Annotated in this window: 20 protein-coding genes; 9 read left to right on the top strand and 11 right to left on the bottom strand. The window is 40.5% G+C overall.

Going from position 1 to position 21539, the window contains the following annotated elements; translation table 11 throughout:
- Positions 1-6: 6 nt before the first annotated feature.
- The 3 genes from EHW67_RS10205 to EHW67_RS10195 are packed head-to-tail and all read right to left on the bottom strand — an operon-like array spanning position 7 to position 2022.
- The gene (locus tag EHW67_RS10205) at positions 7-558 is read right to left on the bottom strand and encodes an RsmD family RNA methyltransferase (RefSeq protein ID WP_126162286.1); all 552 of its coding nucleotides are present in this window, start codon (positions 556-558) and stop codon (positions 7-9) included.
- Positions 558-1394 carry a DUF3822 family protein gene (locus EHW67_RS10200; protein WP_126162285.1) on the bottom strand — a complete coding sequence of 279 codons (837 nt, stop codon included), beginning with the start codon at positions 1392-1394 and terminating at the stop codon, positions 558-560. The genes EHW67_RS10205 and EHW67_RS10200 overlap by 1 nt, the downstream gene beginning before the upstream one ends.
- The gene (locus EHW67_RS10195) at positions 1372-2022 is read right to left on the bottom strand and encodes a hypothetical protein (RefSeq protein ID WP_126162284.1); all 651 of its coding nucleotides are present in this window, start codon (positions 2020-2022) and stop codon (positions 1372-1374) included. The genes EHW67_RS10200 and EHW67_RS10195 overlap by 23 nt, the downstream gene beginning before the upstream one ends.
- Before the next feature lie 101 nt (positions 2023-2123).
- On the opposite strand from EHW67_RS10195, the gene EHW67_RS10190 reads away from it, so the two are divergent.
- From EHW67_RS10190 to EHW67_RS10160, 7 genes are all read left to right on the top strand, one after another.
- A complete protein-coding gene (locus EHW67_RS10190; RefSeq protein ID WP_126162283.1) occupies positions 2124-3557 on the top strand; it encodes an ATP-dependent DNA helicase in 1434 nt (477 codons plus the stop codon).
- A gap of 32 nt (positions 3558-3589) precedes the next feature.
- The gene (locus EHW67_RS10185) at positions 3590-4153 is read left to right on the top strand and encodes a DUF4126 domain-containing protein (protein WP_126162282.1); all 564 of its coding nucleotides are present in this window, start codon (positions 3590-3592) and stop codon (positions 4151-4153) included.
- Positions 4154-4195: 42 nt separating this feature from the next.
- Positions 4196-4909, top strand: coding sequence for a 3-deoxy-manno-octulosonate cytidylyltransferase (kdsB, locus tag EHW67_RS10180; RefSeq protein WP_202911965.1), 714 nt, complete (start codon positions 4196-4198; stop codon positions 4907-4909).
- Complete coding sequence (locus EHW67_RS10175; protein ID WP_126162280.1) at positions 4900-5601, top strand: HAD family hydrolase; 702 nt, start codon at positions 4900-4902, stop codon at positions 5599-5601. Before kdsB ends, EHW67_RS10175 begins: the two co-directional genes overlap by 10 nt.
- 52 nt (positions 5602-5653) lie before the next feature.
- Positions 5654-6733 carry an iron-containing alcohol dehydrogenase family protein gene (locus tag EHW67_RS10170; protein ID WP_126162279.1) on the top strand — a complete coding sequence of 360 codons (1080 nt, stop codon included), beginning with the start codon at positions 5654-5656 and terminating at the stop codon, positions 6731-6733.
- A 112-nt stretch (positions 6734-6845) separates the two neighbouring features.
- On the top strand, positions 6846-7385 hold the full coding sequence (locus EHW67_RS10165) for a 1-acyl-sn-glycerol-3-phosphate acyltransferase (protein WP_126162278.1): 540 nt from the start codon (positions 6846-6848) through the stop codon (positions 7383-7385).
- Between the two features lie 806 nt (positions 7386-8191).
- The gene (locus tag EHW67_RS10160) at positions 8192-9286 is read left to right on the top strand and encodes a right-handed parallel beta-helix repeat-containing protein (RefSeq protein WP_126162277.1); all 1095 of its coding nucleotides are present in this window, start codon (positions 8192-8194) and stop codon (positions 9284-9286) included.
- A gap of 116 nt (positions 9287-9402) precedes the next feature.
- On the opposite strand, the gene EHW67_RS10155 is transcribed toward EHW67_RS10160, so the two are convergent.
- The 4 genes from EHW67_RS10155 to gcvT all read right to left on the bottom strand — a co-directional run bounded on the left by EHW67_RS10155 (position 9403) and on the right by gcvT (position 12459).
- Positions 9403-10113: a YebC/PmpR family DNA-binding transcriptional regulator gene (locus tag EHW67_RS10155; RefSeq protein ID WP_126162276.1), complete on the bottom strand. Its 711-nt coding sequence runs from the start codon at positions 10111-10113 to the stop codon at positions 9403-9405.
- A 70-nt stretch (positions 10114-10183) separates the two neighbouring features.
- Positions 10184-10468 carry a 4a-hydroxytetrahydrobiopterin dehydratase gene (locus tag EHW67_RS10150; protein ID WP_126162275.1) on the bottom strand — a complete coding sequence of 95 codons (285 nt, stop codon included), beginning with the start codon at positions 10466-10468 and terminating at the stop codon, positions 10184-10186.
- Between the two features lie 47 nt (positions 10469-10515).
- Positions 10516-11334, bottom strand: a complete 819-nt coding sequence (locus EHW67_RS10145) for a sugar nucleotide-binding protein (RefSeq protein WP_126162274.1) — start codon at positions 11332-11334, stop codon at positions 10516-10518.
- A 39-nt stretch (positions 11335-11373) separates the two neighbouring features.
- Entirely contained in the window at positions 11374-12459 is a 1086-nt protein-coding gene (gcvT, locus tag EHW67_RS10140) for a glycine cleavage system aminomethyltransferase GcvT (protein ID WP_126162273.1), read from the bottom strand.
- A 270-nt stretch (positions 12460-12729) separates the two neighbouring features.
- Here gcvT and EHW67_RS10135 point away from each other — a divergent pair, with 270 nt between their 5' ends.
- Entirely contained in the window at positions 12730-14352 is a 1623-nt protein-coding gene (locus tag EHW67_RS10135; protein ID WP_126162272.1) for an aminopeptidase P family protein, read from the top strand.
- A 19-nt stretch (positions 14353-14371) separates the two neighbouring features.
- Here the strand turns inward: EHW67_RS10135 and EHW67_RS10130 are convergent, their stop codons facing one another.
- Positions 14372-15415 (bottom strand): beta-1,6-galactofuranosyltransferase, encoded by a 1044-nt coding sequence (locus tag EHW67_RS10130; protein ID WP_126162271.1) that lies wholly within the window; start codon positions 15413-15415, stop codon positions 14372-14374.
- Positions 15416-15555: 140 nt separating this feature from the next.
- Between EHW67_RS10130 and glf the strand changes: the two genes are divergently transcribed.
- Positions 15556-16659, top strand: coding sequence for a UDP-galactopyranose mutase (gene glf / locus EHW67_RS10125; RefSeq protein WP_126162270.1), 1104 nt, complete (start codon positions 15556-15558; stop codon positions 16657-16659).
- A gap of 5 nt (positions 16660-16664) precedes the next feature.
- Here the strand turns inward: glf and thrC are convergent, their stop codons facing one another.
- The 3 genes from thrC to thrA all read right to left on the bottom strand — a co-directional run bounded on the left by thrC (position 16665) and on the right by thrA (position 21440).
- A complete protein-coding gene (gene thrC / locus EHW67_RS10120; RefSeq protein WP_126162269.1) occupies positions 16665-17960 on the bottom strand; it encodes a threonine synthase in 1296 nt (431 codons plus the stop codon).
- Between the two features lie 72 nt (positions 17961-18032).
- A complete protein-coding gene (locus EHW67_RS10115; RefSeq protein ID WP_126162268.1) occupies positions 18033-18959 on the bottom strand; it encodes a homoserine kinase in 927 nt (308 codons plus the stop codon).
- Between the two features lie 36 nt (positions 18960-18995).
- The gene (gene thrA, locus EHW67_RS10110; protein WP_126162267.1) at positions 18996-21440 is read right to left on the bottom strand and encodes a bifunctional aspartate kinase/homoserine dehydrogenase I; all 2445 of its coding nucleotides are present in this window, start codon (positions 21438-21440) and stop codon (positions 18996-18998) included.
- Between the last annotated feature and the right edge of the window lie 99 nt (positions 21441-21539).

Below are 21539 nucleotides of genomic sequence, written 5' to 3'. Positions count from 1 at the left end.
GCACTACTATTCGTCCTCTTCGGTCCATTCAAAAAAGCTGAATACACTACTTCCGTACCTTCTGTGGTCTGTGAAGTGTCGCAAATGGGAAAGATCGGTGTGTTTGGAGTGCTCTATGATCAAGACACCATTCTCCAAAAGCAGTTCTTTTTCAAACACTAGTTGGGCAATTTTTGTAAAATCCTCTGTGGGCATGTCGTAAGGTGGGTCGGCAAATATAATGTGGGCCTTAACGGCATTGCCTTCCAGATATTGAAATACGTCCCTTTTAATGGCAGTAATGGGGAAACCGAAATTAGTTGCAGTCTCGGAAATATATCTAATACAGCCCATGTCACCATCTACAGCGGTAATGGTTTCGCTCCCCCGGGAAGCAAATTCATAACTAATATTGCCAGTACCTGCAAAGAGATCCAATACAATTACATCACTGAAGTAATATTGATTGTTCAGGATGTTGAACAAGGATTCTTTTGCCATGTCGGTTGTAGGCCGTACTGGAAGTTTTTTTGGTGCTATAAGCCTCTGTCCTTTATTTTTTCCTGATATAATACGCATTATAAGCTGTTTAGCAGGGTGAAATCTATGGTTTCCTTTTCTAGTTCCCCAAAGTGGTAGAATGAGGTATTGGAAGGTATAAAGATAGAAATATCCTTTATATACCTATGGCACATATCGTATAGTGCATCCCCTTCTTCTATAGACCCAAATAATTTAAGTTTGGTACTTTCGGTGTCCAATTTTAATTGTTCAAAGGTAAATAGAAGATAGTAGATAAAATCCTCCTTGGTGGCAAAACTAAAATTGTTGTACAGTATTAGCTTTTTCTGTGAAATGACAGTGATGTCCATATGGCCCTCAATGAGGTGAACATAGCAAATGGGCTCGTTACTATTGCCCTGGCTGTTGGTCAATGTTTGAATAAGGACACTGGCATGGTGCATAAATTCAAATTCCCCGAAAAGGTCATAGATGTAATTGTTGATGTTAACAAAGGGTACATATACATTTACCAGGTCCAAGTTGTTTACCTCATCATATTCCAAATGGTCATTGGCCAATATTTTGGCATTGAATTTAAGGTAATTGGCCAGTTCGTCTTCATTGAACAGTGGCTTGGGAACAAGGCTAAAAAGGTTGTTTCTGTGGATAACAACCAGCTCAGAAAATGTAATATCCCCAATTTTGTTCTGTTCAAAGAGGTGTTTTATTTCTTTTTGAACGGCATAAGGGGTCAATTCATTTTCGAATACTATTCGCTCTGAGGCAAGAATGGTATTGGAAAGTGTGTCCAGAACACAAAAAGAAAGTCCATTCAAGCTAACTTGAATGGACAATTTATGATATTCCGATTTAGAATTTTCTAAGATGCTATTGGTCGATTCGTTTGTCATAAATAGAAGGCCAATTTCCACTGGTACTTACCTCGGTCAACGATCCAACTTTAATAACATTTCCATTGACCTCGTCAACGTTTACTTGTGTATTCTCTTTGGCCAAAAGTGTTTTAGGCTGATCGTGCAAAACAACGTCCTTGCTAACCTTTACTTCAAAAACTGGGGCCTTATAACCGCCTTTTTCAATGATGCTAGCTTTCATGTCAAATTTTTCTCCGTTGGGAGCAAAGGGAACATTCATCATGTTCTTGTAACGGTTATCTTTCTTAAATAAAGAATCTTTTACCGCTACGGTACCCAAGGTATCTATAATCTTTACCTCTTTCAACATGTCTATCCCATAAGTCTTGTCAAATTCCATATAAGAAGAGTCCCTCTGTTGTGTTATGGTATAGTTTGCGGTATCGATAAAACTTACAAGGGAATTAAAATCTTTAGCATATCTACCATTTACAGTTTTATAAGCTTCTTGGGAATCTCTAATGTCCTTTAATTTAGCTATTACTTGGGCAAATCGCTCTTGCTTAACTTTTTTAAACTCGATAGGTCCATTTACGGAATTGTAAATCATATAACCCAACCCGATACATACTAGCCAAAGAAAAATTTGTAATATGGTCTTCATTTTATTATGTGTTATTATATTTAGTGGTTGTCACAAATCTACAATTTTTTTTTAATGCCAAAAGTATTTGGCCTTAAAAATACTGATTATCTTTGATGGCCATGAATTCTATCACTGACGCTACTTTTTATAAATTACTGAAAGATAAGTTTCCACATGATCCAACCCTAAAACAGTCCGTGGCCTTGGAGAAATTGGCAAAATTTGTTTTATCCAAGGAAAAAGACTGTGTTTTCCTTCTTAAAGGCTTTGCCGGAACCGGAAAAACAACCATTGTTGGTACCATTGTCACCAATCTATGGAAAACAACCATGAAGGCAGTATTAATGGCACCTACGGGTAGGGCTGCAAAGGTTATGTCCAATTATTCCGGAACCCAGGCCTTTACCATACATAGGAAAATTTATTTCCCCAAAAAGCAAAGTGGGGGAGGCATACAGTTTGTATTGGCACCCAATAAGCACAGGAATACCCTTTTTATTGTGGATGAGGCTTCTATGATCCCGGATTCACCGGCAGATTCCAAACTATTTGAAAATGGCTCCCTATTGGACGACCTGTTAATGTATATTTATTCTGGTCATAACTGCAAGCTTATACTTATAGGCGATACGGCCCAGCTTCCTCCAGTTCATTTAGATATTAGTCCCGCCTTGGACCAGGATCAATTATCCCTAAACTATAATAAGGAAGTGATAAAACTGGAGTTGGACGAGGTGGTTAGGCAGGCCGAGGATTCTGGGATTTTGGTCAATGCCACTAATTTAAGGGAACAGTTGCAGGGCGATTTTTTTGATGATTTTAAATTCTCCGTTGCTTCGTACTCCGATATAGTTAGGTTGGTGGATGGGAATGATATACAGGAGGCAATAGACGAATCCTATTCCCAGAATGGTAAGGAGGAAACAGCCATTATAGTGCGTTCTAATAAAAGAGCAAATCTATATAATGAAAATATAAGGAATAGAATACTCTTCCTGGAGAACGAATTGGCAGTAGGGGACTATATGATGGTGGTTAAAAACAACTATTCCTGGTTAAAACCTACTTCAGAGGCCGGATTTATAGCTAATGGAGATATTATAGAAGTACTTGAAATTTTTGCCATCAAGGAACTTTACGGTTTTAGATTTGCCGAGGTAAAGGTGAAAATGGTAGACTACCCAGATCAAAAACCCTTTGAAACGGTACTTTTATTGGATACCATCATGGCGGTGACCCCTTCCTTGTCCTATGATGACGGAAATAGGCTTTATCAGGAGGTCATGAAAGATTATGCCGAAGAAAAATCGAAATACAAAAAGTTTTTGGCAGTTAAGAACAACAAATACTTCAATGCCCTACAGGTTAAGTTTTCCTATGCCATTACCTGTCATAAATCCCAAGGTGGTCAGTGGAATACCGTATTCGTGGAACAGCCCTATTTACCAAACGGTATAGATAAGGAGTACCTGCGCTGGTTGTACACTGCTGTTACCCGGGCCAAGCATAAACTATACCTTATTGGCTTTAAGAACGATTTTTTTGTTGATTAGGAATAGCCTAATTTCGCATTAAAGTTTAGTATATGGCTTTTGAGACCATTTTAAGCATATTTTTAGGTGTGGGACTTGCTGCCTCGGCCGGATTTAGGGTTTTTTTACCCTTGTTTTCCCTGAGTTTGGCAGCCTACTTCAATGTATGGGAACTGAATGAAAATTGGCAATGGGTAGGAAGTTTGGCAACTTTGATAACGTTAGGGGTAGCAACTGTGGTAGAGGTCTTTGCCTATCTAATTCCGTGGGTAGATAATATATTGGACAGTGTAGCTATTCCTTTGGCAGCCTTGGCAGGAACCGCCGTTATGGTCTCTACAGTGGCTAATTTAGACCCATTGATCACTTGGACCCTGGCCATTATAGCCGGAGGAGGTACCGCTACGGCAATAAAAGGTGCCTCGGCAACTGGTAGATTGGCATCAACAGCCAGTACAGGCGGAATGGCCAATCCCATTTTGGGTCTAGTAGAAACTACTACAGCGGTAGTAGTCTCTACGGCATCCATTTTTGCGCCTGCCGTGGCCGCGGTTTTGGTGCTTATTATTTTGATCGTCATGTATAGGTTTTATAGAAAATTCAGACCTAAAGGCTAATCCAAATTAATCTTAAACTATTTTCAAGTGAAAATTATTGCAATGATACCGGCTCGTTATGCGGCCTCTAGATTCCCTGGCAAATTAATGCAAGACCTGCAAGGGAAACCCGTAATTCAAAGAACCTATGAAGCGGCAGTGAATACTGGGCTGTTTGACGATGTATATGTGGTGACCGATAGTACGGTTATTTATGATACCATTTCCAAAATAGGAGGTAAGGCCATCATGAGTAAAAAAGAGCACGAATGTGGAAGCGATCGTATTGCAGAGGCCGTTGAACCCATGGAGGTGGATATCATAGTAAATGTACAGGGGGATGAACCCTTTACAGACCGGGAGAGCCTGGCAAGTGTTATCGAGGTATTTAAAGACGATGTTTCCAAGGAAATAGACCTAGCTTCCCTAATGACCAGGATTTCAGATTGGGTAGAGATCAACGATCCCAATACCGTAAAGGTAATTGTGGATAATCAGAATTTTGCGCTCTACTTTTCCAGGGCACCAATTCCATACCCTAGGTCCAGGGAATTGGATATTCCATATTATAAGCACAAAGGGATTTATGCCTTTAGAAAAAGTGCCCTGATGGATTTTCAAAGGTTGCCCATGCAGATATTGGAAGCTACTGAGAAAATTGAGGCTATTCGTTATCTGGAATACGGCAAGAAGATAAAGATGGTAGAAACCAATGTAACAGGTATAGAAATAGATACTCCCGAGGATTTGGAAAAAGCCAAAAAAGAATGGAAATAGATCTTAGCAATATAAAAGTAGTGGGTTTTGATGCCGATGATACCTTATGGGTCAATGAAACCTATTTTAGGGAGGCCGAGGAGAAATTTGCCTCTTTGTTGGAAAAATACGAGACAAAGAACCAAATAGATCAGGAGTTGTTTAAAATGGAGATCAAGAACCTGGAATTATATGGTTACGGTATTAAGGGGTTTATGCTCTCCATGATAGAATCGGCCCTACAATTGAGCAATAACAATGTTTCACAGAGAACTATTACTGAGATTCTGAACCTTGGTAAGGAAATGTTGACGCGTCCCGTGGAACTATTGGAAGGTGTGGAAGAGGTGTTGCAAACATTGGAGAACAAATATCGTTTGATTGTTTTGACAAAAGGCGATTTGTTAGATCAGGAGCGAAAGCTGGAGAAGTCGGGCTTGTCAAAGTACTTCCATCATGTAGAGGTACTCAGTGATAAAAAAGAGGATAACTATAAAAATCTTTTGGAGCATTTGGAAATACAGGTAGGTGAGTTCCTAATGATAGGAAATTCACTTAAATCCGATGTGTTGCCTATTATAAATATTGGTGCACAGGCCGTACATATTCCCTTTCATACCACTTGGGAGCATGAGGTGGTAGGCCCGGAAGAGCACAATAACGATCACCTTACACTAAACAACATTAAGGATATATTAAAATACCTAAGTTAGGTTTATGAATACCGAACAAATTAATAATAGTATCATTTCTGTCCCAAAACCTATGACAAATTATAAAAACTTTCCTATGGTGCCCAGGGTTATTTTTGGCCCTGGCTGTTTTGATCAATTGGGAGAGATTTTATTACCAAAGCGAATACATTCAGAGGCACCCTTTATTTTTTTGGTGGATGATGTTTTTGAGGGATCCCCATTGGTTTCTAGAATTCCTCTGATGTTCAATGACCAGATTATTTTTATTTCCGCTGATGAGGAACCCAAAACAGATCAGGTAGATGTATTGGTAGAAAAGATAAAGTTCCAATATGGGGCACTGCCTTCGGGAATTATAGGAATAGGAGGAGGAACATTGTTGGATTTGGCCAAGGCGGTAGCCATTATGCTTGCCAATCCAGGCAAAGCTTATGAATACCAAGGCTGGGATCTGGTGAAAAAGCCATCTATATATCATGTTGGTATCCCAACAATAAGTGGTACGGGGGCAGAAGTTTCCCGTACCACAGTATTATTGGGGCCAGAGAAAAAGCTTGGGATAAATTCGGATTTCACCACTTTTGATCAAGTGCTCCTAGATCCAGAGCTTACAAAGGGGGTTCCCAAAGAGCAGTGGTTTTATACCGGTATGGATTGTTATATACACTGTATTGAGTCCCTCAACGGTACTTTTTTAAACGCCTTTAGTCAAAGTTATGGGGAGAAGGCCCTGGACCTGTGTAAGGAGGTGTATTTGGAAGAATTGCAGGAGGGTGATGCCAGGGACAAATTAATGATGGCTTCCTGGCACGGAGGGATGAGCATTGCTTATTCCCAGGTAGGGGTTGCCCATGCCATGAGTTATGGGCTGTCCTATTTATTGGGGGTAAGACACGGTGTTGGGAACTGCTTGGTATTCCAACACCTGGAGGAATTTTATCCGGAAGGGGTAGCACTGTTTAACGCTATGAAAGATAGGCACCATATTGTGCTCCCAGAGGGAATTTGTAAAAATTTGACGGAGGACGATTTTGATATAATGATCAAAGTAGCCCTAAGTTTGGAACCCCTTTGGGAAAATGCCTTGGGAAAAGAATGGCGTAAACAGATCACTCCCGATAAATTGAGATCTATTTACCAAATGATATAATTTTTAACCAAAATTAGCCTTTTGGCGTTATACTTGGAATAGGGATATAAAATTTAGGATAGATAGAGACAGGGGAAGGCTGTTGCCTAATGTTTTATTAATTGGATGGTCTATGCAGGCACTTGCCAAATTTATTTACTTCAAAATTCTAGGCTGGCAACTGCTTGGGTCTTTTCCACAGTTGGATAAATGCGTGGTCATTGTAGTGCCGCATACCAGCTGGGTAGATTTTTTCTTGGGACTTTTGTTGCGAAGTGTATTGAAAGAGGATATTCATTTTATAGGCAAGAAGTCACTTTTTAAACCTCCTTTTGGTTGGTTTTTCCGATGGATGGGCGGTGCGCCTATTGATAGGTCCAAGAGGTTGGATACGGTAGCTGCCATCGCTAAAATATTTAAGGAAAAAAGGAAGTTTAGATTGGCACTCTCCCCGGAAGGGACCCGGAAGAAGGTGACCAAGTGGAAAACGGGCTTCTACTATATTGCCAAGGAGGCCAATGTACCCATTGTGATGGTGGCCTTCGATTTCGGAAAAAAACAGGTCAAAATTTCGGAACCTCAGTATCCCACTCCACAGCAGGAAAAGGATTTTACTACTTATAAATCATTTTTTAAGGGAGTGGTGGGCAAGGTGCCCCAGAATAGTTTTTAAGGAGGGTATTCATAATAAAAAGCAGGACGTTGATGATGAATATAAATGTTCACAAAGTTGAACCAACGTATATGAAGTTAGGAGATGTAGCCAAGCGGTACTAAGCCAGAAGACTAAGCGAGGCGTAATCTATGCTGTTCTTTATACTGCATTTGGGATACGTCACTTCGGGTAGTTTTATGAGGGCAGCATAATAAAATTGTGTCGAGAAGATATTCTACGGAGGTATTTTAAATCGGGAGGCTCCGGGAGGCGGTAGTACAAAAGTCACTTCGCCAGCCTCTTTTTTCAGGACGACGGGAAGTCGCACATATTATGGTTTTGGCTAACATTAATTTATTCTACGGCCACTTGGTGGCTGTATGTAAATTTTATGTGCGAGCGCTAGGTCAGGAGTCTTAGTGAAACGGTTCAATAATTCTTACCGGTAAACCTAACCTCTCTCCAGAGGATAATTTAAGGGTTGCCAAGCGCTAAAAGCATAAAATGGGACCGCTATATTACAATAATGTTGGACCTATTGGGACCGGAATAACCAATCAAACTATTACAGCTAAATTTTTGTAATTAGGCTTATACTTTTGGCACGAAATTGGTTATATGCTAAAAAAGCTAACCGCTTTATTTTGGTGGTTCACAACATATTTTAACACTTATACATCTTTGATGTCCCGTTAAAAGAGGTTTTAGGGTTATAATACTAATTTTGATCATAATACGTTATAAATGAACATGGTGTATGTTGGTTTAAAAGTAGAAAAAAGGAATTGTATTAATCAGCATTTAAAGTATAAAGTACATCGAAAATGAAAGCACATAAAATTCTATACTTTGTTTTGGCTATCTTCAGTTTTTCGGTATCCCTTGCACAAAATGAATTGATGGTTAGTAGCCTAAATGATAATAATAGCGAAGGTACTTTGCGTTGGGCCATCACTACGGCCAATAAGAACAGTGATGTAAAGGAAATCATATTTACGCCAGACCTATCAGGAACCCTAAGGTTGTCTGCTGATTTGCCCCCGATTAATAGCGATATTAAAATAATGGGCCCTGGGGCCGAAAATGTGGTTATTTCCGGCGGCGGTAAGTATCACATGTTTGTAGTGAACAAGGGATCTAATTTGGAGATTTCGGGATTTACCTTTACGAATTCTGCCAACAACTATAACAAAGGTACCATTTTTGATGTGTCCGGATCCACCGTAAAAGCTTCGGATATAGTGGTGGAGGGAATTGCTAACCCAACGGCTTTTTGGTCTAAGGGAGAGCATTCCAATATAAGTATTTCTAACGCTACCTTTAAGAACAATGCCGCCACACTTTTTAGGAGCCATGGCGGGTCTACGCCTATTTATACCTCGGACAATGAAAGTGACTATACCAATAGGATAACGGTAAGCCGTTCTACCTTTAGCTATAATCGTGATCTAATTTTTTCTACAGAGAATTATGTAAAAATAGACGACTGTACCTTTAAAAAGAACTATGGACAAATTGCCAGTTTTAGAGGGGTAAACCGCTATCAGGTATTAAACTCCAACTTTGTGGAGAATAAAGGACATCTCTTATTTACTTTCTCCAGTAAAATTGGGGATACTCCCTCTTGGGGCCGTGATACCTTGGGTGCCAATAACACCCTTTTTGATGGTAACCTATTTCAGGGTAATAGGGGAACCATACTCAATACCGGCGGAGGGTTCAAGTATGATTCCAAAACCACCATTACCAATAATATTTTTATAAACAATGGGAACAAATGGTACGGAAACCCCATTGTAGCAACAGGTAACCAAGAAAATAATTTTATCACTTCGGTAAAAAAGTCTGAGGATGATGGTACTGTTTTTCTAACCCTCAATAAGTCTTTATTGTTGGAAACGGAAGATGAGGGGTATTAAAAAAAATATGGATTTACTAAGGATTAAAAGAGGTTTAAGGCCGAAGAAAAGTAAATAAAACAAAAAAGAGGCCACAATCAGGGCCTCTTTTTTATTGTGGTGTAGTTAATCTTTGGCTACTCTTTCATGGTATGATATACATTCTGTACATCATCGTCTTCCTCAATTTTTTCAAGAAGCTTTTCTACATCTGCCGCTTCTTCCTCACTTAGTTCTTTGGTAACCTGGGGGATACGTTCAAAGCCAGAGGATAATATTTCTATTTCCCTATTTTCCAATTCCTTTTGTATGGCTCCAAAACTCTCAAAAGGGGCGTATATCAATATACCATCCTCATCAGAAAAAACTTCCTCTGCTCCAAAGTCGATCATTTCCAGTTCCAGTTCCTCAGGGTCTATCCCCTCTGCGGGTATCCTGAAATTACAGGTATGGTCAAACATGAACTCCACCGAACCGGAAGTTCCCAAACTGCCGTTACATTTATTAAAGTAACTTCTTATATTGGCTACTGTTCTGGTATTGTTGTCGGTTGCGGTTTCTACCAATATGGCGATCCCATGGGGGGCATATCCTTCAAAAAGTACTTCCTTATAATCGCCCAAACTCTTGTCCGAAGCTCTTTTAATGGCCCTTTCCACATTGTCCTTGGGCATATTTACCGCCTTGGCATTTTGGATAACAGCCCTTAGTCTGGCATTGGAATTTGGATCGGGTCCGCCTTCTTTTACTGCTATAACAATATCTTTGCCTATACGGGTAAAGGCTTTAGACATAGCAGACCACCTTTTCATTTTACGCGCTTTTCTAAATTCAAAAGCTCTTCCCATTTCTTTATTTTATTAGAATAATTTGAAACAAATTTAACAATTTTTACTGCTGCTGCAAGTGCCTAAGGCACTAGCTTTCTATAATTTCCTCAATACTGTGGGCCAATTTAAAATCTTTTTCCGTTACCCCATCGGCATCATGTGTAGATAACCTTATATTGAGGGAGTTGTAAACGTTGCTCCAGTCGGGGTGATGGTTCTGCGCCTCACATTCAAAGGCAATGCGCGTCATAACGGAGAAGGCATCCTTAAAGTTTTTAAATTCGAACGAGGTCTCAATGGCACGGTCTACCAATTCCCAACCGTCCAATTCAGTCAAATGTTTTTCTATTTCCTTTTCTGATAGTTTTTTCATTCCGATAGTTTTTATAAAGTTAATTAAAACGCTACAATGGACAGGGTTTATTCGCTAAAGATGTGATGGTCTATAATTTCCTGACAGGTAAATTGTAAGTTCTGTGGCAAGGGGTTTATTTTTGGCAATACCGCCAAATAGCGATCTTCATTGGTGGTGAAGACGCGTTTGTATATGGGGTTATAGTGGCCCAACCTACCTACTATTTCCTTAATAAAATCTTCATGGTGAATTAAGTCTACACTGCCCAGATGAAAAACTCCCGACTTATTGTGGTTTATCAGGTAATGTATTTGTTGGGTTAGTTTGTCGTCATTGGTGACATTCATGATTAAATTGGGAAAGACTTCCAAGGGTTCTTTATTGGTCAATGCTGTCTTTATTTCCTTGATTCTCGGGGAATTATTGCCAAAAACCATAGGTACACGTAATATGGCCATTTTGGAGGGAGATATCCTAAGTAGCATATTCTCTATCTTAATTTTTAAACGGCCATAAATGCTCAAAGACAGGGTTTTGTCATTTTCATAAGAGGGGTATTTGCTATAGGCATCAAAGACATTGGCCGATGAGATAAAGAATATTTTGCAATTTTTATCTTGAATATACTCTACCATATGTTGATGCGCTATGACCTGGGCCTGGAAATTACCGCGAAGCGCAGAAATAATCAGATCGGGCTTAACCTCTTCCAAAATGTCAAAAATATCATCTTCCTCCAAGTCGTACCTAAAAAACTGCTGATTGTTCTCAAAGCTCCTTCTGGACAAGTGATAGGTTCCGTAGGTGTCAAAGTAGGAATGCAATTCCTTATAAATGGCATTACCTATAAAACCACTTGCTCCTAAAATGAGTATTTTATTCATTCTATCACCTTCGTTTTCCAAACCCAATTCTCACCTTTGTCAACCCTTATAAAATGGCAATTTTACTATTGTTGCCGGAACCGTGTTCTTTCTTATTTGTATTTGTATTTGGTTAGCTGTTTTGGAGTTTTGTGTAGGTACATAGCCTAGGCCAATACCTTTTCCCAAAGAAGGGGACATGGTACCAGAAGTAACCACACCTATTTTATTTCCTCCTTCATCAACAATATCATAACCCTGTCTGGGAATACCTTTGCCATCCAATATAAACGCCACCAATTTTTTAGCTACGCCCTCTTCTTTTTGCTTGGCCAAGGCCTCGCTATTCACAAAGTCTTTGGTGAATTTGGTGATCCAGCCCAAACCGGCCTCTAATGGGGAGGTAGTGTCGTTAATATCATTGCCATATAAGCAGTAACCCATTTCCAAACGTAGGGTGTCACGGGCGGCCAGTCCAATAGGTTTTATATTGTACGGGGCTCCAGCTTCAAATACTTTGTTCCAGATCTGTTCTACTTCTTCATTTTTACAATATATTTCAAATCCACCGGAACCTGTATAGCCGGTAGCGGAAATGATAACATGGCCTATACCTGCAAAATCGGCCACCTCAAAAGAGTAGAACTTTATGGCCCCCAAATCTATGGAAGTAAGGGACTGCATGGCTTCTACCGCTTTAGGGCCCTGAATGGCCAAAAGGGAATAACCATCTGATATATTTCGCATGTCAGCACCAAAGTCTTTGTTGTACTTGCTAATATGATCCCAGTCTTTCTCAATATTGGAGGCGTTTACCACCAACAGGTACTGTTCTTCCTTAATTTTATATATGATAAGGTCGTCTACAATACCTCCAGTTTCATTGGGCATACAACTGTATTGCGCCTTTCCAACGGTTAGTTTGGATGCGTCGTTGGAGCTTACTTTTTGTATAAGGTCCAAGGCATTTGGCCCCCCTATTAGGAATTCTCCCATATGGGATACGTCAAAAACACCCACCCCATCACGAACGGTTTGGTGTTCTGCATTGACCCCTTCGTAGGAAACGGGCATATTGTAACCAGCAAATGGTACCATTTTGGCACCAAGCCCTTCGTGGACTTTTGTCAGTGTAGTATTTTTCATTGGATATGATTAAGGGGTAAAAATATCGAAAATTAATCGATGTGAAAATCTATATACTTATTGTTTTACATAAAAAAATGTTAATAGGGGTTGGCTATAGGGACTCCTAAATTGGAATTGGACCATTTATTAGGACAAGGTAACAATATGTATAGTGGGGAATGGTAAATAACCGAAATAAACTATCAATAGATGAATTTGGTTATTGGGGAATGATAACTGCTGTATAAAATCATTAATTTTGGATCTAGATTATTATATGGAGGTTTTATGAAGAATACAATAGTGGGCTGTTTTTTGCTCTTTGTAGGTTTAATGGCTTGGTCACAGAATGTTCCAACTGATTATTTATCGGCCGATTTCCATAAGGGAAGGCGTAAGGCAGTTAGGGATCTAATGCCCAAGAATAGTGTGGCCGTTTTTTTTGCCAATCCGGTAAGGAACAGGGCCAACGATGTGGACTACGTATACCACCAAGATCCGGATTTTTATTATTTAACCGGATATAAGGAGCCCAATGCAGTGTTGCTTATTTTTTCGGATGCACAAATAGACGCAATAGACGCAATAGGCGCTAGTTTTAATGAGGTGCTATTTGTTCAAAAAAGGGACGAAAAGGCCGAACAGTGGACCGGTAGGCGTTTGGGAGTGCAAGGGGTTCTAAAGCAATTGGGCTTTACGCACGCTTTCAATGCCGAGGATTTTATCACCTTCGATATCGATTTCTCCAAGTTTGATAAGGTTTTGTTTTTCAATTTTAAACATGATTATAGGGATAGCAGAGACCCAGCAGATCTTTATGATTTAATACGCAGTTTTAAAGAGAAATCCAATTACCCATCGGATTACGACCCTACCAAGCAACAGCTATATACAATGATAAAGTCTACAGAAATTGAAAATGCTGCCAATGTGGCCCAAACGGTGGGGCGTTACTTGAGGTATCATAAGGAATTAAATTCCGATAGCTTATTATTGGGGTATGCAGAGGCTGTCGATCTCCAGTCCAGGGCCGAAATTAGGGAGCAGGTTTCCCTTAAACTAAAATCTAATAATTTGGATAGCAATATGTTGGGGGAGATAATGAATATTTTAAGGGAAACAAAGACCAAGGAAGAGCTGAAGTTATTAAAAAAGGCCGTGGAAATTTCAGCGGTCGGACAATTGGAAGTGATGAAGGCCATGCACTCCAATATGTCGGAAACGGAGATTCAAGGTGTGCATGAGTTTGTATATAAGAAATACGGAGCAGAATATGAGGGATATCCCTCCATTGTTGGCGGAGGTAATAATGGCTGTATATTGCATTATATAGAAAATAACAAACCCAAAGTGGGCAATGATCTGGTTTTAATGGACCTTGGAGCCGAGTATCATGGTTATACGGCCGATGTTACCCGCACCATTCCGGCCAATGGGAGATTTAATAAAGAGCAGAAACAAATATATAGTATAGTTTTTGAAGCACAGGAAGCCGGTATTAAGGCAAGTGTGGTAGGGGCACCTTTTCAAGCCCCGGGGATGGCGGCCAAGGAGGTCATAGCAAGAGGTTTAAAAAAACTGGGGATCATAGCAGACCCAAAGGAGGTTGGTAAGTACTTCCCCCATGGCACTTCTCACTATTTGGGACTGGATGTGCATGACAAGGGTACTTATGGGCCCCTGAAGGAAAATGCCGTTATTACGGTAGAACCGGGTATCTACATCCCCGAGGGCAGTGCATGTGATGAAAAATGGTGGGGTATTGCTGTGCGTATAGAGGACGACATTCTTATTACTGGGGATGGTCCAGTAAATTTATCCCAAATGGCCCCAAGGACCATTAAGGAAATAGAGGCGGTTATGAGGGAAGCGAGTCCCTTGGACAATTTTATTCTACCCCATTTGGATTAAGAAAGCCCTTATATTTGGGTTAAGACAGGTGTAAAAGTGCCTTTTTCATTGCGGTTTTTAAAAATCCTCCCGATATAATCTGTTCCCGAACTTCGGAAACGTTCTGTACCATCTTTTGATATTCCGCCTCAGACAAGTTTTTCAGCTTTTCATCCAACTCTTCAAGAGAAGATATACAAATTCCCAATTGCCGCTCTTTAATAACATTGGCAACAGCGGCTTTGTCCCAAATAATGATAGGCAATCCGCAGAGCAAATAAAGGGAGGTTTTATGAGGGTTGTTGTATAATAGGTATTGTCCAAAATGACCGGCACATTCGTGAATGGAATTACCGTTCCATACAAGACCAAAAGAGCCACTTATGTGTTTGGCTACATCATCTGGTGAAAACATACCCTCAAAACTTATGATAGAGTTGGAAGGGTCTACATCTTCCTTTATAAAACCACTTCCGTAAAGTTTTAAGTGAAAGCTATTGTTTTTTAAGGCATCCAGCTTATAGATAAAGGCACTTTTTTGCATGCCAAGACCACCGGCAAATACTACGTCGAAGGTACTTTCTTTGGACATGGACGGAGCCGTATAGGTATTGGTGTCATCCAAATAATCAAAGAGGTATAAGGGCACCAACTTAGCTCTGGAACCTTGATCCTGGAACCATTTTTTCATGCTTTCGTTGTGAACAATGATTACATCGGCACAGGAGAATTTTTTCATTTCCCTGGCAATGTCCTTGTTCTTGCCCATGAGGTACTTTACATCATGAACTATAAGGATAATCCTGCACTTTTTTATCCTCGCAATGGTAGTGATATATTTATAGTATTTACTAAGAGGGTATTGTATGGCCAGGGTTGCATGTTTGGGCAAACGGATAACTCCTTTGGTGATACCCAAAAAACTAATTACCGCACCTATGGCAGAACTGGCATAAGTGGTCTGTTTAAAACCTAGATTCTGAAATCCAATGGTATCCAAAATGCGTTCGCAATCTGTCTTGGGTTTGGAGGCGGCGCTGTTGGTAGCTTTGTAGTTGCGGGAGATATAAAATAATTTGGACATTTTAAGTAGCTTGATTATGCCCTGCAAATATAGTTATGTTATCCTAATGCACATTTTTTTTTGAAATCAATAAAAATACAACATATTATGACTTAGTTTTACTCTTTGATAATATAGCAGTGTGTTGTAAATATTCATAAATGAAATATGACTACCTAATTGTTGGAGCCGGACTTTTTGGTTCTGTTTTTGCCCATGAGGCCCAAAAAAAAGGAAAAAAGTGTTTGGTGATAGACAGGCGTTCCCATCTGGGGGGCAATGTGTATTGCGAGGAGATTGAAGGGATTAATGTTCATAAGTACGGGGCGCATATCTTTCATACCAATGATAAGGAGATCTGGGACTATGTAAATAGCTTTGTAGCATTTAACCGCTATACCAATTCGCCTATGGCCAACTACCGGGACCAGCTATACAACCTGCCTTTTAACATGAATACCTTTTACCAATTGTGGAAGGTAAAAACGCCGGCAGAGGCCAGGGCCTTTATAAATAAGCAGGTGCAACAGGAGGGGATTAAAAACCCCAAGAATTTGGAAGAACAGGCCTTGTCCCTAGTAGGCAGGGATATCTATGAAAAATTAATCAAGGGCTATACGGAGAAGCAATGGGGAAGAAAGGCTACGGAATTGCCAGCTTTTATTATAAAAAGATTACCCCTGCGATTTACCTTTGACAATAATTATTTTAACGACAAATACCAAGGTATTCCCATTGGTGGCTATAACAAGTTGATCAATGCATTATTGGAGGGGGTTGAGACTCGCTTGGAGGTCGACTTTTTCCAAGATAAGACGGCCTTGATGTCTATGGCAGATAAGTTGGTTTTTACCGGGAAGATTGATGAGTTTTATGATTATCGCTACGGAAAATTGGAGTATAGGAGCTTGGATTTTAAGCACCAAACCTTGAATATGGAGAACTATCAGGGCAATGCCGTAGTAAATTATACAGACGCCGAAATTCCGTATACCCGTATTTTGGAACATAAACATTTTGAGTTTGGAACCCAGAAAAAGACGGTTATAACCAAGGAGTATCCCACGGAATGGTCAGGGAACAAGGAGCCCTATTATCCCATTAATGATAAGAGAAACAATGAAATGTATATTAAGTATAGGGACCTTTCCCTGCAAGATGACATTATTTTTGGGGGTAGGCTGGCAGAGTACAAATACTATGATATGCATCAAGTAATTGCCTCTGCCCTGGCCAAGAGTAAAAAAATATTCAACGCACAGTAGTGCTGTTAACTATTTAGTAAAAAGTCTTTTAGTTCCTGGTATTCGGATATTTGAACAGATTTTTTAGTTTTATCCATTACCGCTATAATACTGTCCGGTAAGGCAATGTTATCGCGTATGGTATCTTCCACTACGTCCAGGAATTTTACTGGGTGTGCGGTTTCCAAAAATATTCCATAGGTATTGGGGTGGCTTTCTTGATATTTCTTTAGCCCTAAATAACCCACGGCACCATGTGGATCGGCTACATAGTTATAATCGTTGTGCAATTTTAGGATGGTTGCTTTGGTCTCTTCATCTGTAAACGAATAGGAGGACAAGTTGTTGGACAAGGAATCAAAATTGTCTTCAAATAAATGTCTTATCCTGATAAAGTTGCTAGGGTCCCCCACATCCATGGCATTTGAGATAGTTGCTATGGAGGATTTTGGCTCGTACTTTGCCGATTGCATATAGCGGGGAACAACATCGTTTACATTGGTAGAGGCAATAAAGTGACGGCAGGGCATCCCTAAGCGTTGGGCCATGATACCTGCACAGATATTTCCAAAATTACCGCTTGGCACAGAGAATACTATGTCCTTGCCTTTTGATTTCATTTCCTTATAGGCGAATAAAAAATAGAACATCTGGGGAAGCCATCTGGCTACGTTGATACTATTGGCCGAGGTCAACTGCATGTTATTCGTTATTCCTTCGTCCAAAAAGGCTGTTTTTACCATGGTCTGACAATCGTCAAAGGTACCTTCCACTTCAAGGGCCGTAATGTTTTGGCCCAGGGTGGTCAACTGCTTTTCTTGAATATCGCTAACTTTTCCGCTGGGATATAGGATTACTACTTTTACCCCATCTACACCCAGAAATCCGTTAGCTACAGCTCCACCGGTATCTCCGGAGGTGGCTACCAATACGGTTACATCCTCGGTCTTTTCAGTGGAAAAATATCCTAAGCACCTTGCCATAAAACGGGCACCTACATCCTTAAAGGCAAGTGTTGGGCCATGGAAGAGTTCCAAGGTAGCTGCATTGTCCTCAATTTCAACCACCGGAAACTCAAAGTCCAGGACCTCTGCCAGAATTTCTTTTAGGGCATCCGCTGGAATATCCTCGCCTACAAACTGTTCAATGGCCCTAAAGGCAATCTCGAGGTTTGAATAGTCTTCTATGTTATTAAAAAAGGTCTCTGGTAATGCTGTAATTTTCTCAGGGAAATATAACCCTCTATCTGGAGCTATACCTTTTATTACAGCTTCTTTAAAGGAGACACTGGGTGCTTGTTTGTTAAGGCTATAGAAGTTCATATTTATTATAGTTTAGGTATAATGTTAGTTTATAGATATATTATGGCCCCAAGAGGTGCTACAGGGATGGCCCTATATAGTTTTAACTCCCTCCGTATTTATTTTAGAAACGTGAATATCATATTCAACACCAATCTTTTCGTATACGTTTCTCATAGCTTCCCCTACCTTGGCAGCGGTTTCCTTTCCTTTGCTCAATGCAAAAATAGATGGACCAGATCCCGATATGCCGCAGCCTAGGGCACCGGCACCCATGGCGTTTTCCTTTACCTTGTCGAACCCTGGGATTAGGATAGACCTAATAGGTTCTACAATGTGGTCTACCAGGGATCTGCCAATAAGATCGTAGTCATTGGTGTAGAGACCGGCTATTAGGCCACCTACATTGCCCCACTGCTTTATGCCGTCCTCCAAGGAAATGGAGGTTTTAAGGATACGTCTGGAATCTGAGGTCCTTACTTCTATTTGCGGGTGAATAACGGTGGCGTACAATTCAGGCGGAGTAGGAACCTTAATAATGTCCAAGGGCTGGTAACTGCGAACAAGTGTAAAGCCCCCAAAAAGAGCAGGAGCTACATTGTCTGCATGGGCCACCCCACTGGCCAATCGCTCTCCTTCCATCGCAAATTTAACAAGGTCTAGGTTGCTGAAAGGGGAACCCAATAGTTGGTTCATGGCCCATACTGCCCCGGTAGAACTGGCAGCACTACTTCCAATACCACTACCCGCCTTTATTTTCTTGTATATCTCGATCTCAAAACCACCTACATGATCACTTTCTGCCAATAAGGCCAAGCCGGCTACCCCGGCCACGTTCTGCAGGGTTTCGGTAGGTAGGTCCTGCCCGGTGAGTTTGGTGATCTTGATACCTTTTTCATCGGTTTTTCTTACTACCATCTCGTCACCAACGGCATCCAATGCCAATCCCAATACGTCAAAACCACAGGATACATTGGCTATGGTGGCCGGACAGAAAATTCTAATTTCCTCAGTTTTCATTATAGGTTGTTATGATTTCAATTCTTATAAACAATCTTAAAAATTTCCGATACGTACAATATCCGCAAATATCCCCGAAGCGGTAACATCGGCCCCGGCTCCGGCTCCTTTAATGATCATTGGTTGATCTGGATAACGTTCCGTATAGAACAGGACAATATTGTCACTTCCTTCCAAATTATAAAAATCATGTCCTCTAGGTATGCGTTGTAGCCCAACACTGGCCTTGCCATTTTCATATTGGGCTACGTATTTTAGCTTGCTATCTTCTTCTACAGCCTTGCGGTACATTTCTTGAAATGACTCCTCGTGCTTGGTCAGGGTCTTAAAGAAATCGGCATTGTTGTTGGTCTCCAAACTCTCTTTGGGCAGAAAGGAATCGTTTTGGATATCCTCAATATCCAAAACATTGCCACTTTCCCTGGCCAAGATCAGGATTTTTCGCATAACGTCCACACCACTTAAATCTATAGTGGGGTCCGGTTCTGTATAGCCCTCCTCCTGCGCTTGCTTTACAACATCGTGAAAGGTGGTGGTATCATTAAAGTTGTTGAATACAAAATTTAAACTGCCCGATAAAACCGCTTGTATCTTAAGTATTTTATCGCCAGAAGCCACAAGGTGTTTAAGGGTGTCTATAATTGGTAGTCCTGCTCCTACATTGGTTTCAAATAGGAAAGGTGCATTGTATTGGCGGGCCAAATCCTTTAATTCCTGATAATTACTGTATTCTGAAGAGCAGGCTATTTTGTTGCAAGTTACTACCGATATGCTATTTCTTAGGTAAGAGTTATAAGTCTCTGAAACCTCCTGACTAGCGGTGTTGTCTACAAAAATGCTGTTTCTGAAGTTTAGCTTATTTACGGTTTCAAAAAATAGCTCTTTATCAGCCTTCTGTCCCTTGGCCAATAGCTCTGGCCAGTTTTTAAGGGCAATTCCGTCTTCATCAAAAACCATGGTCCTTGAGTTGGAAATACCAATGACCCTAATGGAAAGTTTAAGCTTTTCCTTTAAATATTTCTTTTGAGTTAGAATTTGGTTTAAGAATTTAGCACCAACGTTCCCAACACCCATTACAAATAAGTTCAGCTGCTTAACGTTTTCTTCAAAAAATTCTTCGTGCAGTGTATTGAGGGCCTTTTTTACGTCTTCTTTAAGGATAACGGCAGATATATTACGTTCCGATGCTCCCTGGGCAATTGCGCGAATATTAACATTGTTCTTGCCCAAGGTACTGAACATCTTACCGCTTAGTCCCTGGTGACTTTTCATATTGTCTCCCACAAGGGCTATGATGGCCAAGTCTTTTTCGGCCACCACAGTTTTTATTTTACCCTGGGAAATTTCAACGTTAAAGGCATCGTTTATAACCTGTACGGCATGGTCCGCATCATGGTTGTCCACACCTATACAGATAGAATGCTCTGAAGAGGCCTGTGTTATCATTACTACACTGATGCCGGCTGTAGATAGTACTTCAAAAAAACGTTTGGAAATACCGGTAATACCAACCATTCCAGGACCTTCTAACGAAATAAGCGCTATGTTTTCTACATGACTGATACCGCGAACGGTTTTGCCTTCCCCATTTTTATTTTTGGTAATCAAGGTACCTGGCGCATGGGGGTCAAAAGTGTTTTTTATGAGGATTGAAATGCCTTTGGACAGTACGGGTTGTATGGTTGGAGGATAAAGAACTTTGGCTCCAAAGTGCGATAGTTCCATGGCTTCCTCATAGGATATTTTTGGGATGGCCATGGCCTGCTTTACTATTCTAGGGTTGGCGGTATACATGCCACTAACATCTGTCCATATTTCCAAAGCCTCAGCATTGCCGGCGTTGGCTATTATGGCAGCGGTATAGTCCGATCCCCCGCGTCCCAAAGTGGTAGAATCCCCGTTCACCGAAGAGGCTATAAAGCCCCCCATTACTGCTGTACTGTTACTACAGTTGGTTAAGAAATTGGAGATATTATGGTTGGTGCGTTCAAAATTAACGGCTGCCTTTCCATAGGTGGAATTGGTTTTTATTAGTTCCCTACTGTCGGCATAGGCAGTGTCTATTCCTTCTGAAATAAAGTATTCACTTATTATATAGGAAGAAAGAAGTTCTCCATAGCTAACTATTTTGTCCGATAACTTAGGGGTGATCTCACCAATTAAAAAGGCCCCCTCAAGAAGGGTTTCCAAGGTGTTTAGTTCACTTTTTACCTTGCTGAGCACTTTGCTCTGGGATTGGATAGGGATAAGTTCTTTAATGGTTACAAGGTGCCTATCCTCTATTTCTTTTAGCGAGGTCATGTAGCTTTTGTCCTGCTGGGAGGCCAAGGCAGCTGTTTTTAATATGAGGTCTGTAATTCCCCCAAGGGCAGATACCACAACTACGGTTTTGTCGGATTTTAAATCGGCAATAATATTTTTTACTAGGCTTATGTTTTTTGCGTTGGCAACTGAAGTGCCCCCGAATTTAAGAACTTTCATGGTTCAATAGAATTAGATAATAAAAACTGAATTTTGATAAAATTGTATGACAGACGTATATGTAGTAGCTTACCCCAAAGGGGTAGTGGTGCCGATAAC

The organism is Arenibacter aquaticus (assembly GCF_003957295.1).
Taxonomy (GTDB): Bacteria; Bacteroidota; Bacteroidia; order Flavobacteriales; family Flavobacteriaceae; genus Arenibacter; species Arenibacter aquaticus.
This window is presented reverse-complemented; position numbering and strand designations above follow the sequence as displayed.

What these genes read in the sequence shown, in the direction of transcription:
- EHW67_RS10190 (WP_126162283.1), top strand. Translation starts at nt 2,124, where the DNA reads ATGAATTCTATCACTGACGCTACTTTTTATAAATTACTGAAAGATAAG.
- EHW67_RS10185 (WP_126162282.1), top strand. Translation starts at nt 3,590, where the DNA reads ATGGCTTTTGAGACCATTTTAAGCATATTTTTAGGTGTGGGACTTGCT.
- EHW67_RS10130 (WP_126162271.1), bottom strand. Translation starts at nt 15,415, where the DNA reads ATGTCCAAATTATTTTATATCTCCCGCAACTACAAAGCTACCAACAGC.
- EHW67_RS10175 (WP_126162280.1), top strand. Translation starts at nt 4,900, where the DNA reads ATGGAAATAGATCTTAGCAATATAAAAGTAGTGGGTTTTGATGCCGAT.
- EHW67_RS10155 (WP_126162276.1), bottom strand. Translation starts at nt 10,113, where the DNA reads ATGGGAAGAGCTTTTGAATTTAGAAAAGCGCGTAAAATGAAAAGGTGG.
- EHW67_RS10135 (WP_126162272.1), top strand. Translation starts at nt 12,730, where the DNA reads ATGAAGAATACAATAGTGGGCTGTTTTTTGCTCTTTGTAGGTTTAATG.
- EHW67_RS10165 (WP_126162278.1), top strand. Translation starts at nt 6,846, where the DNA reads ATGCAGGCACTTGCCAAATTTATTTACTTCAAAATTCTAGGCTGGCAA.
- thrA (WP_126162267.1), bottom strand. Translation starts at nt 21,440, where the DNA reads ATGAAAGTTCTTAAATTCGGGGGCACTTCAGTTGCCAACGCAAAAAAC.
- thrC (WP_126162269.1), bottom strand. Translation starts at nt 17,960, where the DNA reads ATGAACTTCTATAGCCTTAACAAACAAGCACCCAGTGTCTCCTTTAAA.
- EHW67_RS10115 (WP_126162268.1), bottom strand. Translation starts at nt 18,959, where the DNA reads ATGAAAACTGAGGAAATTAGAATTTTCTGTCCGGCCACCATAGCCAAT.
- EHW67_RS10160 (WP_126162277.1), top strand. Translation starts at nt 8,192, where the DNA reads ATGAAAGCACATAAAATTCTATACTTTGTTTTGGCTATCTTCAGTTTT.
- gcvT (WP_126162273.1), bottom strand. Translation starts at nt 12,459, where the DNA reads ATGAAAAATACTACACTGACAAAAGTCCACGAAGGGCTTGGTGCCAAA.
- glf (WP_126162270.1), top strand. Translation starts at nt 15,556, where the DNA reads ATGAAATATGACTACCTAATTGTTGGAGCCGGACTTTTTGGTTCTGTT.
- EHW67_RS10205 (WP_126162286.1), bottom strand. Translation starts at nt 558, where the DNA reads ATGCGTATTATATCAGGAAAAAATAAAGGACAGAGGCTTATAGCACCA.
- EHW67_RS10200 (WP_126162285.1), bottom strand. Translation starts at nt 1,394, where the DNA reads ATGACAAACGAATCGACCAATAGCATCTTAGAAAATTCTAAATCGGAA.
- EHW67_RS10195 (WP_126162284.1), bottom strand. Translation starts at nt 2,022, where the DNA reads ATGAAGACCATATTACAAATTTTTCTTTGGCTAGTATGTATCGGGTTG.
- EHW67_RS10145 (WP_126162274.1), bottom strand. Translation starts at nt 11,334, where the DNA reads ATGAATAAAATACTCATTTTAGGAGCAAGTGGTTTTATAGGTAATGCC.
- EHW67_RS10170 (WP_126162279.1), top strand. Translation starts at nt 5,654, where the DNA reads ATGACAAATTATAAAAACTTTCCTATGGTGCCCAGGGTTATTTTTGGC.
- EHW67_RS10150 (WP_126162275.1), bottom strand. Translation starts at nt 10,468, where the DNA reads ATGAAAAAACTATCAGAAAAGGAAATAGAAAAACATTTGACTGAATTG.
- kdsB (WP_202911965.1), top strand. Translation starts at nt 4,196, where the DNA reads ATGATACCGGCTCGTTATGCGGCCTCTAGATTCCCTGGCAAATTAATG.